Genomic DNA, 14,876 nt, shown 5'->3' with positions numbered 1-14,876 from the left:
CGCCACACGCCTGCAAAACGTGCTTGGGGCAGGAAGCGTGATGGTCCAAAGAGGGGCGAAGGACCGCGACGCGGTTCATAGGCTGATCGATGAAGATTCTCGTTTTTGGCGGCACCGGCTTTGTCGGGCTGAATATCGCGGAAGCCCTGCTCGAGCACGGCCACACAGTCGCTCTGTTCGACCGCGCAGGGCTGCCACCGGCGGCGCAGCGGGCCTTCGCTGATCACGGCGACAGACTTTCGGTGATCGTCGGCGATGTGCTCGACCGAACACTGATCGACGGCGTCATCGCGACCGGCTTCGATGCCGTTGTCCTCGGCGCAGCGATCACCGCAGGCACAGAGCGCGATGCCGCCGATCCCGAGAGCATTCTGCAGGTCAATCTGATAGCGCAGACGCCGATCTTGATCGCCGCGCGGCGCCATGGCGTCAAACGCGTGATCAACCTGTCATCAGCCGGTGCATACGGCGCCTCCGCGTTCAAATATCCTGTTCTCGATGAAGAACTGCCCTGCGATCCCGTCTCGCTCTACGCCATCACCAAATTCGCATCAGAAAAGGTCGCTGCGCGCCTCGCCGCGCTCTGGCAGACCGATTTCATCAGCGTGCGGCTGAGCGCCGTGTTCGGACCGTGGGAGCGCGCAACGGGCGTGCGCGATACGCTCAGTCCGCTGATGCAGATTTTTACGGCGCACACGAAGCAGAGCGCCGCCGTTCTGGTCCGTTCCGGCGTGCGGGACTGGATCTATGCGCCTGATGTCGCCGATGCCATAGCTCTGCTGATCGAGGCACCGCGAACCCAGCATCGCCTCTACAACATCTCGACGAGTTCGCCGTGGTCGGCGCTCGAATGGGGCCAGCAGTTGGCAGAGCACCATCCGGATTTTGTTTGCCGTCTGGCCGGCACCGGCGAAACCCCGACCATCGATCTGCACAGCGACAGCGACCGCGCGCCACTCTCGGTCGCGCGGCTGGAACAGGAATTCGGATGGCGCGCCAAATTCGGCTGCGCCGACTCAGCCGCGGATCTGATCGACTGGTCAGCGCGGCATAGTGAGGGATGATGACATGAGACTTCAGGGACGTACCGCAATCATCACCGGCGGGGGCTCCGGCATTGGCCAGGCCAGTGCCATGCTGTTCGCGCAGGAAGGTGCCTTCGTCGCACTGGTCGATCGTGATGAAGCCGGATTGAAAGAGACATTGGCGGCACTCCCCGATGCGAACAGCGCCTCGGTGCATGTCGGCGATGTCGGCGACGGCGATTTCGCGCAGACCGTCACGCGTGAGATTGTCGCACGCCGTGGTCAGCTCGACGTGCTGATGACATCGGCCGGCTTTTCCTGCAGCGGCACCGTGATTACCACGACTCCCGAAGACTGGGACGCCGTGTTTCGCACCAATGTCGGAGGCACCTGGCTGTGGGCGCGCGCGGCCGTCCCGCAGATGCAGAAACAGGGCAACGGTTCGATCATCACGCTGGCGTCGCAACTCGCCATTGCCGGCGGCAAGGGCAACAGCGCCTATATCGCTGCCAAGGGCGCGATCATCAGCCTGACGCGTACCATGGCCGTGGACTTTGCGACCGACGGCATTCGCGTCAATGCGATTGCACCGGGCGCGATCGACACGCCGCTGCTGCGCCGCAGCTTCGCACGCCATGCGGAACCGGAACCCGTGCGCGACGCCTCGCGCAACCGTCACGCCATGAAGCGGTTCGGCCTCGCCGCAGAAGTCGCGCAGACCGCGCTGCATCTGGCGAGCGATGCATCATCCTTCACCACCGGCACTGTGCTGCCGGTCGATGGCGGATGGCTCGCAGCATGAACGACGCGCTCAAGGCGCTCGAAGCGCAGGTCCGCGACGATCTCCACAAGATCGCGCATCCGAACATGCCATGGCTGCAGCCGAAGTCAGCCCCGGACGGCACGCCCGCCTTTGACGTGCTGATCGTCGGCGCCGGCCAGTGCGGCGTCACAGCGGCCTTTGGCCTGCTGCGCTCGCAGGTCACCAATATCCTCGTTCTCGACAAAAGCGCAGAAGGCCGCGAAGGCCCCTGGCTCACTTACGCCCGCATGCCGACGCTGCGCAGCCCGAAGCACTTCACCGGCCCTGATCTCGATATCCCCGCCCTCACCTATCAATCATGGCACGAAGCCATGTTCGGCAACGAGCATTGGCAGGCGCTCGATCGCATCCCCCGCGGACACTGGGCGGACTATCTCCTGTGGTTCAGGCGCATCACCGGCGTGCCGGTGCGCAATGGCTGCGAAGTGCTCGACATTGGCCCTGCTTCCAATGGCCTGCTTGCAGCCACCGTGCAGAGCACCAACGGCATTGAAGTCATCCACGCGCGCAAGGTCGTTCTGGCGACCGGCCAGGAAGGCATGGGCGACTGGATGATTCCGGAGCAGCTCCAACACCTGCCATCGTCACTCTGCGTCAACGCATCCGCGGATATCGATTTCGAGGCCCTGCGCGGCAAGACCGTTGTCGTCGTCGGCGCCGGCGCATCTGCGTTCGACAATGCAGCGACCGCGCTCGAAGCCGGCGCGGAGGTGCATCTGCTGTGTCGGCGTGCCGAGATCCAGATTGTCCAGCCCTATCATTGGCTGACCTTCCGCGGCCTGCTGCGCCACTTCAGCGAACTCGACGATGGGTGGCGCTGGCGCTTCATGCGGCGTCTCATGGACCTGCGCGAGGGTTTCCCGCAGCCGACCTGGGATCGCTGCGCGCGGCATCAGGGCTTTCACCTGCATGAGAACGCGCCCATTCAATCGGCACAAAAAATGGGCAACCGGGTTTCGCTACAGACACCACAGGGTACCTTCACTGCAGATTTCGTGATCTGCGGCACCGGCATCGACATGGATTTCTCGACTCGCCGAGAATTGCAGAATTGCGCGGGTAATATCGCGACCTGGGACGATCGCTACCAGCCGCCGGAAACCGAGCTCAGCCCACGCCTCGGCCGTTTCCCCTATCTCGCGGACGATTACGCGCTGACGGAACGCGTTCCCGGCGCAACGCCGTGGATCTCCCACATCCATCTCTTCGCAATTGCGTCCACCATGAGCTTCGGGCCGTCGGGGTCATCGATCAACGCCATGACCACGGCAATTCCGAAACTGGTGCATGGCCTGACGCGCGGCTTGTTCCGCGCGGATATCGAGCGATACTGGACCGCGTTCGAGGCCTACGACGTTCCCCAAGTGACCATTGCGAGGGCGGCGGAAGCTGCGGCAAAAAGCTAAAGGACCAAATTATCCCGGACGGGAAAACTCCGCCCGCCCGGCACCTATCGACCGTCGTTTGGCGCGTTCCTTGCTTCAATGGACAGGTCGCTCGACAGGTCAGGCACTGACGAGTCCGTTCAGAGTTTCCGTCGAATTCAGAGGATAGGGTTATGGGACTGATCTATTCCAAGCAGATGCTCGGCGCCGCCGCAGCGCTGGCATTCTTCACCGCCGCCGTTCCTGCCAATGCGCAAACCCGTGTAGAAACCCTGCGCTACGTGACGGGCGCCGCCGTCAACACGCTCGATCCCAATATTCCCGGCTCGACCCGCGAAGCTTTCGCTGTCAGCCTCTCGACCTATGACCGTCTCGTCTCGTTCGGCCGCAAGCAGCTCAATGGCAAATGGGTGTTCGATCTCGATACCATTCGCGGCGAACTCGCCGAGTCCTTCGATGTGAGTCCCGACGGTTTGAAGATCACCTTCAAGCTGCGCAAGGACGCTAAATTCCAGGACGGCTCCCCCGTCACCGCCGAAGACGTGAAGTGGTCGCTCGATCGCGTTGTGACCGCAAAAGTGCTCGGCAAGGCGCAGCTGCTCACGGGCTCCATGACCGATGCGAGCCAGTTCAAGGTCATCGACCCGCTGACCATCGAGGTCACCCTGCCGCAGCCGGACAAGCTGGCGCTGCCGAACCTCGCCACCGTCTATCCGATCATCATCAATTCGAAAGTCGCCAAGGCCCATGCCACAGAGGAAGATCCTTGGGCGCAGGCCTGGCTCAAGGAAAATACTGCGGGATCCGGCGCCTTCATCATCGAGCAGTTCAAGCCCGGCGAGCAGGTAATCCTCAAGCGCAACGATGCCTGGAATCGCGGACCTGACAACAAGCAGGCCTTCTTCAAGCGCCTTATCGTTCAATCCGTGCCGGAACCCGCGACCCGCGCCAATCTTGTCGAGAAGGGCGATGCCGACATCGTCATCGACCTGCAGGCCAACGACGCACAGGCACTTGAGGCCAAGGGCAAGCTGCAGGTGATCTCGACGCCGCAATACAATGCGCTCACTTTCATCTCGATGAACAACCAGATGCCACCTTTCGACAAAGTGGACGTGCGGCGCGCCATTGCCTATGCCCTGCCTTACGACGACATGTTCAAGGCCGCCCTGTTCGGCCGCGGCGCGCCGTTGTTCGGCGCGACCTGGGCCGACGGCAAGCCACCATCAGGTGCGTTCCCGATCCCGCAGCCGGTCAAGCTCGATCTCGACAAGGCCAAGGCTTACCTGAAGGCCGCCGGCTATCCGGACGGTTTCTCGACCACGTTCAGCTTTAATGTCGGACAGGCGGCAACCGCCGAGCCGATGGCTGCGTTGCTGAAGGAATCTCTCGCCAAGATCGGCATCAAGGTCGATATCCAGAAGCTGCCCGATGCCCAGATGTCGACGCAGATCACCGAGAAGAAGCTGCCGTTCTTCACCGAAGGCGTGGTCGCCTGGCTGCCGTCGACCGACTATTTCTACCGCAATTTCTACACCGGCAATCAACGCTGGAACTACTCTTCCATCGACAATGCCGAGCTGACTGCGGTCGCGCAGAAGGCTCGTTTCGAGGCAGACAAGGCCAAGTACGAAGCCGACGGCAAGGTATTGAATGCGATAAACTTCGACGTGATGCCCCAGATTCCGCTGTGGCAGCCGAGCCAGGATGCGGTGATGGCATCGAACCTGACGGGCTACACCTATCAGTTCCATCGCCAGGTCGATTACCGCGACCTCAGCCGGAAGTGATTGTCCGGGCACCATGCGAACAAATCCCGGAGCGCCATTCTGTGGCGCTTCGGATCTACGCAGCTTGCGAAGCTAGCCGTAGCGAGCTGCCCATGACGACGAGTAACCGATCATGACGACACTGGGCGCAACGGCCATCCGTGCCGCGCGACGCTTCGCATCCTCCTTGCCTGCGTTGTTCGGCGTGCTGATTTTCACCTTCCTGCTGATGCGCGTGCTGCCCGGTGACCCCGCCGTGTTCTTTGCCTCCGGACCCAACTCCGGCAAGGAGGAAATCGAGACCATTCGCAAGCAGATGGGTCTCGACAAGCCGGTGCCACAGCAGCTGTTCCTGTATCTCTACGACGTCGGCCGCGGCAATCTCGGCCGTTCGCTGATGACGGGCCAGAATGTCACCAAGGATCTGCGAGAACGCCTGCCAGCCTCCCTCGAATTGACCTTCTCCGCGCTGCTGATCGCGATGGTGCTGGCCATTCCGCTCGGTGTGCTGGCCGCGCTCAAACCAGGATCCCTGATCGATCACGGCGTGCGGTTGTTCTGCGCGCTCGGGGTCTGCGTCCCGACCTTCGTGTCGGGTCTGCTGCTGATCTATATCTTCTATTATCTGTTCGGCGTGTCGCCCGATCCCACTGGGCGCGTCGATATCTTCACGACGCTGCCGCCCGCACATACCGGCTTCCTGCTGATCGACTTTGCGCTCGCCAGCGACTTCGACGGCTGGTGGGCCGCATTCAAGCAATTGATCCTGCCGGCCTGCACCATGGCGCTGTTCGTCATCGCACCATTGGCACGCATTACCCGCGCCTCGATGCTGGCATCGCTGGGCAGCGACTTCGTCCGTACCGCGCGTTCCGTGGGCCTGTCCTGGTGGCGCATCATCGTCACCTATGCACTGCGCAACGCCATCCTGCCCGTCATCACCATTGCCGGTATCGTGTTTTCGACCATGCTCGGCGCCAATGTACTGGTGGAGAAAGTGTTCTCCTGGCCCGGCGTCGCCTCCTACGCGCTCGACGCGCTGCTGTCGTCGGACTATGCGCCGGTGCAGGGCTTCGTGCTGCTGATGGCGTCGGTCTTCGTTATCGTCAATCTCGTCGTCGATGTGCTCTATGGCATCGCCGATCCCAGGATCTCCATCGGATGAGCAGCGCAACACTTCAACACGCCGCCTTCATCCTGCGCGGCAACCCCATCACCGGCATTGCGGCCATCGGCGCATCGCTCTTGATCTTTGTCGGCATTTTCGGCCCGTGGATCGTGCCCTACGATCCCATTGCATCGAATGTCCAGAATGCGCTGATGCCGCCGAGCGCCGCGCATTGGGCCGGCACCGATCAGCTCGGCCGCGACGTGTTCAGCCGCATCATCGTGGCCGCGCAACTCGATCTCGCGATTGCTGTCTCCGCCGTCGGCATCTCCTTCGCGCTGGGCGCCGTCATCGGTGCCCTCTGTGGTTATTCCGGCGGCAAGCTGGATCGCGCCGTCGGCCGCTTCGTCGATGTGCTGATGGCATTCCCGCTCTTCGTGCTCGCCATGGCGATGGTGGCTGCCCTCGGCAACCGGGTCGAGAACATCGTCATCGCCACCGCGATCATTAACCTGCCTTTTTACATCCGCTTTGCGCGCGCCGAAGTGAATGTCCGCCGCAATCTCGGTTGGGTCGAGGCCGCCCGCGCCTGCGGCGACAGCCATGTTTCCGTAGTACTGCGCTTTCTGCTGCCGAACGTGCTGCCCGCGATGGTGGTGCAGATGTCGCTCAATCTCGGCTGGGCCATCATCAACGCCGCCGGCCTCTCCTTCATTGGCCTCGGCGTGAAACCGCCGACGCCGGAATGGGGCATCATGGTCGCGGAAGGCGCGCGCTTCATCTCCACCGGAAAATGGTGGCTGGTCGCGTTCCCCGGGCTGGCGCTGATGCTCGCCGTGCTTTGCTTCAATCTGCTCGGCGATGGACTCCGTGACATCCTCGATCCCAGACAACGTACATGATTGCAGCGAAAGAGATGACGACACCAAAGCCGCTGCTCGATATCGAAAACCTTCAGGTCACCTTCTCGACACGCCGCGGTCCAGTCGAGGCCGTGCGCGGAATCTCGCTGTCGCTTGCCGAGGGCGAGACGCTCGGCATCGTCGGCGAGAGCGGCTCCGGAAAATCTGTCACCGGCTTTGCGATGACGCGCCTGCTGGACGCGTCGGGTAAAATCTCCGGCGGCCGCATCAATTTCCGTGACCGCGATATTACCAGGATGACCAGCGCCGGCCTGCGCGAGATGCACGGCTCGGCGATGGCCATGATCTTCCAGAATCCGCGCGGCGCGCTCAATCCGATCCGCGCCATCGGCCAGCAGATTGCGGACGCCATTCTGGCGCATCGCAAGATCTCTGTATCGGAGGCCCGCACACAATCGCTCGAACTGCTGCGCGCGGTGAAGATCCGTGATCCCGAAAAGCGCATGAACGCCTATCCGCACGAGCTCTCCGGCGGCATGTGCCAGCGCGTGATGATCGCCATGGCGATCTCCAGCAATCCGGCCCTGCTGATTGCCGACGAACCGACCACCGGCCTCGACGTCACCACGCAGAAAGTGGTGATGGATCTTCTCGCCAGCATCGCCGCCGAGCGGGGCATGGCGACGATCCTCATTACCCACGACCTCGGCCTCGCCGCGCGCTATTGCCGCCGTGTTGTGGTGATGGAACAGGGCAAACTGGTCGAGGAAGCCGACGCGCTGACGCTGTTCCGCTCACCGCAGCATCCCTACACCAAGCGTCTCGTCGCAGCGTCGCCGACCGCGACTTCGCGCGTCGAGGATCTCGTGACCGACGACGAGAAGCTGCTGGTGCCAGCCGTTCCGTTGCCAGCGCCTCCCAAGCCGACGTATGGCACGCCGCCGCTGCTGGAAGTTCTCGATCTCGTCAAACGCTTCGACGACGGCACTGTCGGCGTCGAGAATTTCTCGATGGCGATTGCGCCCGGCGAAAGTGTCGGCCTCGTCGGCGAATCCGGCTCGGGCAAGAGTACGACCTCGCGCATGATCTGCCGTTTGCTCGATCAGACCGAAGGCACCATCAATTTCAACGGCCAGTCGATCAGCCATGTTCCCGCGCGCGACTTCCACCGCGCGCCGCAGCGCCGCGAGATCCAGATTGTCTTCCAGGATCCGAACGACAGTCTCAATCCGCGCTTCAACGCCTTCGATTGTATCGCCCATCCCCTGATTCGCCTGCTCGGCATGCGCAATGGGGCGGCGCTGCGCCAGCGCGTCGGCGAATGCGCTCACCGCGTCGGCCTCCCGGCCAATCTTCTGGAGCGGTTTCCGCATCAGCTGTCCGGCGGCCAGAAAGCCCGTATCGGCATCGCCCGCGCAATTGCCTGCCGGCCGAAGCTTCTGGTGCTGGACGAGCCGACGGCCGCGCTCGACGTCTCCGTCCAGGCCGTGGTGCTGCAATTGCTCGAGCGGCTGCGGCGCGAGGACAATCTCGCCTTCCTGTTCGTGAGTCACGATCTCAACGTCGTCCGCATGATGTGCCAGCGGACCATCGTGCTGCGCAACGGCGCCATCGTCGAGCAAGGTGAGAGCCATCAACTGTTCGACAATCCGCAGACTGATTACACCCGCGAACTGGTTGCTGCGGTTCCGCATATCGAGATGATCGCCGCGCAAAGGGTAGCGGCCGACGCCTAGCCCGGGTGCTAGCGGCGAAACGCCGCAACGGACGCCTTGTTCGGTCCCGCCCGCGGGATCATACCGACTATAGTGTGAGTTGGTCCGGCGCCGGATACCTTGCATCGGGGACCCATCTCGCCGAACATAAGATCAAGCGCCGCCAATGGCGCAGCAAAATCGGGAGGATTCCGTGCGGATCAAAGCCGTTCACGTTGCCTTGCTTGCCGTCATGGCCGGCTGTTCTGCCATGACGTCAGGCGCTCACGCCCAGGCATGGCCCCAGAAACAAGTCACCTTCATCGTCCCTTTCGCCGCCGGCGGCGGTACCGATGCCTTTGCGCGGCCACTGGCGGCGCAGCTCGATACCCAGATCGGCAAGCGCGTCATCATCGAGAACCGGGCCGGTGCCGGCGGAACGGTCGGCGCTTCGGCCGCTGCCAAGGCGGCGCCTGACGGCTACACCTTCTTCATGGGCGCCGCGCATCACGCGATCGCGCCGTCGCTCTATCCCACCCTCGATTATGACATCGAGAAAGACTTCATCCCGGTGGCGCTGATCGCACGGCCGCCACAGGTCATCGTAGTCAATCCCGACAAGGTCTCAGCCAAGACGCTCGGTGAATTCATTGCCTATGCGAAGGCCAATCCGGACAAGCTCTCTTATGGTTCGGCCGGCGCCGGCACCACGCACCATCTGGCTGGCGAACTGTTCAAGATCCTGACCCAGACCAAGATCCAGCACGTGCCCTATCGCGGTGCAGGTCCGGCCATGCAGGATCTGATCGCCGGTCACGTGCCAGTGGTGTTCGATGGTCTCGGCTCATCCGCCGCACCGATCCGCGCGGGGCAGCTCCGCGCGCTGGCGATCGCCGCGCCGAAGCGCGTCGCCGCATTCCCCGATCTGCCGACCGCGGCGGAAGCCGGTTTGCCGAATTATGAAGTATCGACCTGGTACGGGCTGTTCGCGCCCAAGGGCACGCCGCCCGACGTGGTCGAGCGCATGGCGAAGGAATTGAAGGCTGCATTGCAGGCGCCGGCGATCAAGGAAGCGTGGGAGCGCAATGGCTCCGACGTGCCCGATGTGGCCGGTGCCGACTTCGGCAAGATGGTGTCGGCGGAAGTTGCGCGCTGGCGCAAGGTCGTGACCGAGGCCAACGTCAAGCTGGACTGACCTGAGCGGATTTACAAAGACACCCCAGATGCGGATAGGCTGCATCTGGGGTGTCTCATTTTATGCGGAAGCAGCTTCCGCCTGCCTGGCGCCCGGACCGGCGAACATCGCGCGGCCGGGGATCGCATCCAGCAGCGCACGCGTATAGGCGTCGCTCGGATTCTGGAAGATCTTCTGCGTTTCGCCCTGCTCGACAATCTCGCCGCGCCGCATCACCACGATTCGGTCGGCGATCTCGGCGGCGACACGCAGGTCATGGGTGATGAAGATCATGGCCAGATTCATCTCCTCGCGCAGTTCCGCGAGAAGCTGCAGCACCTGCGCCTGCACCGAGACGTCGAGTGCCGAAACGGCTTCGTCAGCCACAAGCACCGAAGGCTTCAGGGCCAGCGCACGCGCGATACAGATGCGCTGCCGCTGACCGCCGGAGAATTCATGCGGATAGCGGTTGGCTGCACTCTCCTGCAGGCCGACGCGGGCCAGCAGACGCTTGGCATCGGCCATGGCTTCCTTGGAGGGCGTGCCATAGGCAATCGGGCCGCCGGCAATGGCGTCGCCGACCTTCTGCCGCGGATCGAGCGCCGCGAAGGGATCCTGGAACACGATCTGGATCTTGCGGCGCATCTGGCGCAATTTCTCGCCGCGTTGTGCCAAAAGATCAGCGCCGCTGAAATGAACGGAGCCCGTATCAGGCTCGATCAGCCGCATGATCAACCGCCCGAGCGTGGACTTGCCCGAACCGGACTCGCCGACGATGGCCACAGTTTCGCGCGCCTTCAGGCCGAGCGAAATGTTCTGCACCGCATCGGTCCGGCGCGGCGGCAGGAACATGCCCTGCTTGGTGATGAAGGTCTTGTTCAGGCCGACAGCGTCCAACAAAGGTTCGCCAGTGATCTTGCGATCGGCCCTGGTCAGCGAGCGCGCACCCGGGACGGCGGCGATCAGGCTCTTGGTATAGTCGTCCTTCGGATTGCGTAGCACCTCATCGACGGTGCCCTGCTCGACGACACGGCCATTGCGCATGACGACAACACGATCGGCGACGTCGGCAACGACGCCGAAATCGTGGGTGATCAGGAGGACGCCCATGCCGCGCTCCGACTGGAGCTTCTTCACCAGCGCCAGAATCTGCTTTTGCGTGGTGACGTCGAGCGCCGTGGTCGGTTCGTCGGCCAGGAGCAGCGCCGGATTGTTGGCCATCGCCATGGCGATCATGATGCGCTGACGCTGGCCACCCGAGAGCTGGAACGGAAAGCTGCGCGCCAGCGCCACCGGATCCGGCAGGCCGACGTCTCGGATCAGTTCCTGCACGCGTGCGTCAACCGCCTCCCTGGACGGCGCCGGCTTGGTATGCGTGATGATCGATTCTGCGATCTGCTGACCGACGCGGGCCAGCGGATTGAGCGCACTGAGCGGCTCCTGGAAAATCATCGAAATAGCACCGCCGCGCAGCTTGCGCATTGTCGGCTCGTCGGCCTTCGCGATGTCGTTGCCGTTGAAGCTGATGCTGCCCTGCGCAACACCTGTACGCTCGGGCAGCAGTCGCAGGATCGCATGCGCGGTCATCGACTTGCCGGAGCCGGACTCACCGACCAGGCAGACGATCTCGTTGCGGTTGACGGTAAGCGACACGTCTTCGATGGCGAAAGGACGATCAGCGCCCGGCGGCAGGCTGATGGAGACGTTCTCGATGGCAAGCAGTGTTTTGTCGGTCATGAATACTATCGCTTGCGTGAGATGCGGGGGTTCAGCGTGTCGTTGAGACCTTCACCCACGAGATTGATGGCGAGCACGGTGAGCAGGATGGCGAGACCGGGAAACACGCTCATCCACCACGCCTGACGGATCACGGTACGCGCGGCACCGATCATGAAGCCCCATGACATCAGATTGGGATCGCCGAGGCCCATGAAGCTCAAGGCGCTCTCGATCAGAATGGCGCTGGCAACCGCCAGCGATCCGGTGACGATGATCGGCGAGATCGCGTTCGGCAAAATGCGGCGCAACACCACGGTCAGCGGACGCTGGCCCTGGCACACCGCAGCCTGGACGAATTCACGCCCACGCAGCCGCATGAATTCGGCGCGCGTCAACCGCGCCAGTGGCGGCCAGCTCACGATGCCGATGGCGAAGATCACGTTGGAGATCTTCGGTCCGAGCGTCGCGACCAGAAGAATGGCGAGGATGAAGCCCGGAATGGTCTGGAACAGTTCGGTGATGCGCATCATCACCTCGTCGACCTTGCCACCGAAATAACCGGCGATGGCGCCGATGGTCACGCCAATGATCAGTGCCGTCAGCGTCGAGATGACGCCGATGATCAGCGAAATGCGGGCGCCATGCGCGATGCCGGCAGCCACGTCGCGGCCGAGCATATCGGAGCCGAGCCAGAGCCCCTCACTCAGCGGCGGCTGGAATGGCGCGCCGACCATATCCCAGGGATCGTCGGGGAACAGCCACGGCGCCGACACCGCGAGGAGGACCACCGCGAGGAGGACGAGCAGACCGATCATGCCGGTCGGATGGCGGAGAAACGATTTGAGCGTAGACATCATAAAATCCCGTTCACGATGTCGCACGCACGGAGACGCGCGGATCGATCACCCGATAGATCGCATCAGTGAGAAGATTGAGCGCGATCACGATCACCGACATCACCAGGAACACGCCGAGCAATACCGGATAATCGCGCTGCAGCAGCGCGTCATAGATGAGACGGCCGAGACCAGGCCAGGCAAACACGGTCTCGATCACCACCGCGCCGCCGACCAGCGCACCGGCCTGCATACCGGCGACGGTGACGATCGGCAGCATCGCATTACGCAGGATGTGGCGAATGATAATGCGGCCCTGCTTCAGGCCCTTGGCCTTCGCGGTCTTGATGAAGTCCTGATGGGTAACCTCCAGCACCGAAGAGCGCATCAGACGTGTATAGATCGCGAGATACACGGCTGCGAGCGACACGGCCGGCAGGATCAGATGCATCCCGATATCGCCCATGCGCTCCAGTGTCGTCATCGGCACGCCGATGGTGGCGTAGCCGAAGGCCGGCAGCCAATCGAGCTGAACCGAGAACAGCAGTACCAGCATGAGACCGAGCCAGAACACCGGCGTCGCATAGAGCAGCAACGACACGATGGTCAGGACGGTGTCTGACCATTTGCCGGCACGCACACCGGCCAGCGTGCCGAGGATGATCCCGGACAGCAGCGCGAGAATGAAGGCCGTTGCCGTCAGCAACAGTGTTGCCGGCAAACGCTCGATAATGAGCGACGCCACCGTACGCTGCTGGCGGTAGGAATAACCAAGATCGAGCGTCACGACGCGCTTCAGATAAGTCGCGAGCTGGATCGGAAACGGCTTGTCGAGCCCGTATTCCGCACGCAACTGCTCCAGAAGCTTTTCGTCGGAGGCGCCGCTCTGGCCGGCAATCACCTGTGCTGGATCGCCGGGTGCGGCGTGGACGAGAATGAAGTTGAAGGTCGCAATGACCAGAACGACCGCAACGAATTTGACGAACCATCCCGCGAGCGCGAGGGCGATCGCGAAAACACGACCGCCGTTGTTGATCGAGGCAGAGGTCATCCGAAGCTCACGGAGCTGAAGGACTCATGCACGCCAACGCCGGTTGAGGTGACGTTCTTCAGGCGCTTGTCGATGAAGGTCGGATAGGCCGCCTCGAACATCCAGACCACCGGCACATCCTCGACCAGGATCTTCTGCACCTTGCTGTACAGCTCCTGACGCTTGGCATCGTCAATTGCGGACGCTGCCTCGTCGAACAACCGATCGACCTCCGGGTTGGAATAGCCGGCGGTGTTCGAGAACAGAATGCCCTTCTTGATGTTGGACGAGATATAGGTGCGTGACACGCCGAGCGCGGGATCGCCGTACTGATAGACCAGGTTGCCGGTCATCTCGTAATCCCAGTTGCTGAACTTCTCGGCCCAGCCGCCGACATCGGTGTTCTCGAGCTGGATGTCGATGCCCACACGGCCGAGCGTCTGGCGAATGAATTCGCCGGCACGCTGATAGACCTCGCCATAGGGCGGGATCAGATATTTGAGCGTGACGCGCTTGCCATCCGCACCGGGCTTCAGGCCCATCTCGTCGAGCAGCGCCTTGGCCTTCTCGATCGAGTAGTCATAGCGCTTCACATCCTTCTCGTAGAAGCGGGTCTTCGACGACACCGGCCCGGTCGCGATCTTGGGCATACCGAAATAGACGCGCTGCGCCATCGACTTCAGATCGAGCGCATGCGCAATGGCCTGACGGAAGCGCTTGTCGTCCATCGGCTTGACGCGGTTGTTGAGCTCGAGCCACTGATGCGGGGCGAAATATTCATAACCCTTGGTGGTCATCTCGTAATTCGGCAGCTTCGACAGGCGAGCGACATCATAAAACTCGATGTCGTTCCATTGCGTGAGCTGGATCTTGCCCTGCTCCAGCGCCAGCGAGCGCGACGCGGCGTCCGGAATGATTCGATAGATGACCTCGTCGAGATAAGGCTCATCCTTGCGGTAATAGCCTTCATGGCGGACGAGATGGACGTGGGACCCTTTGACCCACTCCTTCAGCTTGAACGGACCCGAGCCGATCGCCTGCGCATTGGCCGGGTTCTTGCGATAGTCCGAACCATCATAGATGTGCTTCGGCACGATCGGACCGGTGGTGCAATCGAGCGCGGTGAGGAACGGCGCGAACGGCGCTTTCATCTTGAAGATGACCGTGAGCGGGTCGGGCGTCTCGGCCTTGTCGATGCGCGAATAAATTGCACGCGCACGCGCATGCGTCTCCGGCAGCATCTTGGTCATCGAGAACGCGACGTCCTCCGAGGTGAGCGGCTTGCCGTCGTGGAAGGTGATGCCCGGGAACAGCTTGAACGTGTAGGTGAGGCCATCGGGCGAAACCTCCCAGGACTGCGCGATGCCGGGCATCGGCTTGAGGTCGGTACTGTAACGCAGCAGGCTCTCATAAATCTTGCCGCCCAGGGTCAGCGTCGGCTGCTGCTGGT

Annotated in this window: 12 protein-coding genes; 8 read left to right on the top strand and 4 right to left on the bottom strand. The window is 62.5% G+C overall.

Annotated elements, in window-relative coordinates:
- The first annotated feature begins 89 nt into the window (after positions 1–89).
- The 8 genes from ACEK02_RS04525 (at position 90) to ACEK02_RS04490 (ending at position 9,862) form a co-directional block, all read left to right on the top strand.
- Positions 90–1,064, top strand: coding sequence for an NAD-dependent epimerase/dehydratase family protein (locus ACEK02_RS04525; protein WP_371420607.1), 975 nt, complete (start codon positions 90–92; stop codon positions 1,062–1,064).
- A 4-nt stretch (positions 1,065–1,068) separates the two neighbouring features.
- Positions 1,069–1,827 (top strand): SDR family oxidoreductase, encoded by a 759-nt coding sequence (locus tag ACEK02_RS04520; RefSeq protein WP_371420606.1) that lies wholly within the window; start codon positions 1,069–1,071, stop codon positions 1,825–1,827.
- Positions 1,824–3,254, top strand: coding sequence for an NAD(P)-binding domain-containing protein (locus tag ACEK02_RS04515; protein ID WP_371420605.1), 1,431 nt, complete (start codon positions 1,824–1,826; stop codon positions 3,252–3,254). Before ACEK02_RS04520 ends, ACEK02_RS04515 begins: the two co-directional genes overlap by 4 nt.
- Positions 3,255–3,406: 152 nt before the next feature.
- On the top strand, positions 3,407–5,023 hold the full coding sequence (locus ACEK02_RS04510) for an ABC transporter substrate-binding protein (protein WP_371420604.1): 1,617 nt from the start codon (positions 3,407–3,409) through the stop codon (positions 5,021–5,023).
- Positions 5,024–5,135: 112 nt separating this feature from the next.
- On the top strand, positions 5,136–6,167 hold the full coding sequence (locus ACEK02_RS04505) for an ABC transporter permease (protein ID WP_371420603.1): 1,032 nt from the start codon (positions 5,136–5,138) through the stop codon (positions 6,165–6,167).
- A complete protein-coding gene (locus ACEK02_RS04500) occupies positions 6,164–7,012 on the top strand; it encodes an ABC transporter permease (RefSeq protein WP_089268018.1) in 849 nt (282 codons plus the stop codon). The genes ACEK02_RS04505 and ACEK02_RS04500 overlap by 4 nt, the downstream gene beginning before the upstream one ends.
- Complete coding sequence (nikE, locus tag ACEK02_RS04495) at positions 7,009–8,709, top strand: nickel ABC transporter ATP-binding protein NikE (RefSeq protein WP_371420602.1); 1,701 nt, start codon at positions 7,009–7,011, stop codon at positions 8,707–8,709. Before ACEK02_RS04500 ends, nikE begins: the two co-directional genes overlap by 4 nt.
- A 172-nt stretch (positions 8,710–8,881) precedes the next feature.
- Positions 8,882–9,862, top strand: coding sequence for a Bug family tripartite tricarboxylate transporter substrate binding protein (locus ACEK02_RS04490; RefSeq protein ID WP_371420601.1), 981 nt, complete (start codon positions 8,882–8,884; stop codon positions 9,860–9,862).
- 60 nt (positions 9,863–9,922) lie between these two features.
- Here ACEK02_RS04490 and ACEK02_RS04485 read toward each other — a convergent pair whose 3' ends face one another.
- The 4 genes from ACEK02_RS04485 to ACEK02_RS04470 form a co-directional block, all read right to left on the bottom strand.
- Positions 9,923–11,578: a dipeptide ABC transporter ATP-binding protein gene (locus ACEK02_RS04485; RefSeq protein ID WP_371420600.1), complete on the bottom strand. Its 1,656-nt coding sequence runs from the start codon at positions 11,576–11,578 to the stop codon at positions 9,923–9,925.
- A 5-nt stretch (positions 11,579–11,583) separates the two neighbouring features.
- A complete protein-coding gene (locus tag ACEK02_RS04480; RefSeq protein WP_371420599.1) occupies positions 11,584–12,414 on the bottom strand; it encodes an ABC transporter permease in 831 nt (276 codons plus the stop codon).
- Between the two features lie 13 nt (positions 12,415–12,427).
- Positions 12,428–13,447: an ABC transporter permease gene (locus tag ACEK02_RS04475; protein WP_371420598.1), complete on the bottom strand. Its 1,020-nt coding sequence runs from the start codon at positions 13,445–13,447 to the stop codon at positions 12,428–12,430.
- A partial coding sequence (locus tag ACEK02_RS04470; RefSeq protein ID WP_371420597.1) for an ABC transporter substrate-binding protein occupies positions 13,444–14,876 on the bottom strand: 1,433 nt, incomplete at its 5' end. The genes ACEK02_RS04470 and ACEK02_RS04475, both read right to left, overlap by 4 nt.

The sequence above is a fragment of the Tardiphaga sp. genome (assembly GCF_041424195.1).
GTDB lineage: Bacteria > Pseudomonadota > Alphaproteobacteria > Rhizobiales > Xanthobacteraceae > Tardiphaga.
Note: the sequence above shows the minus strand (reverse complement) of the source record. Positions and strands in the feature narration are given on the sequence as shown.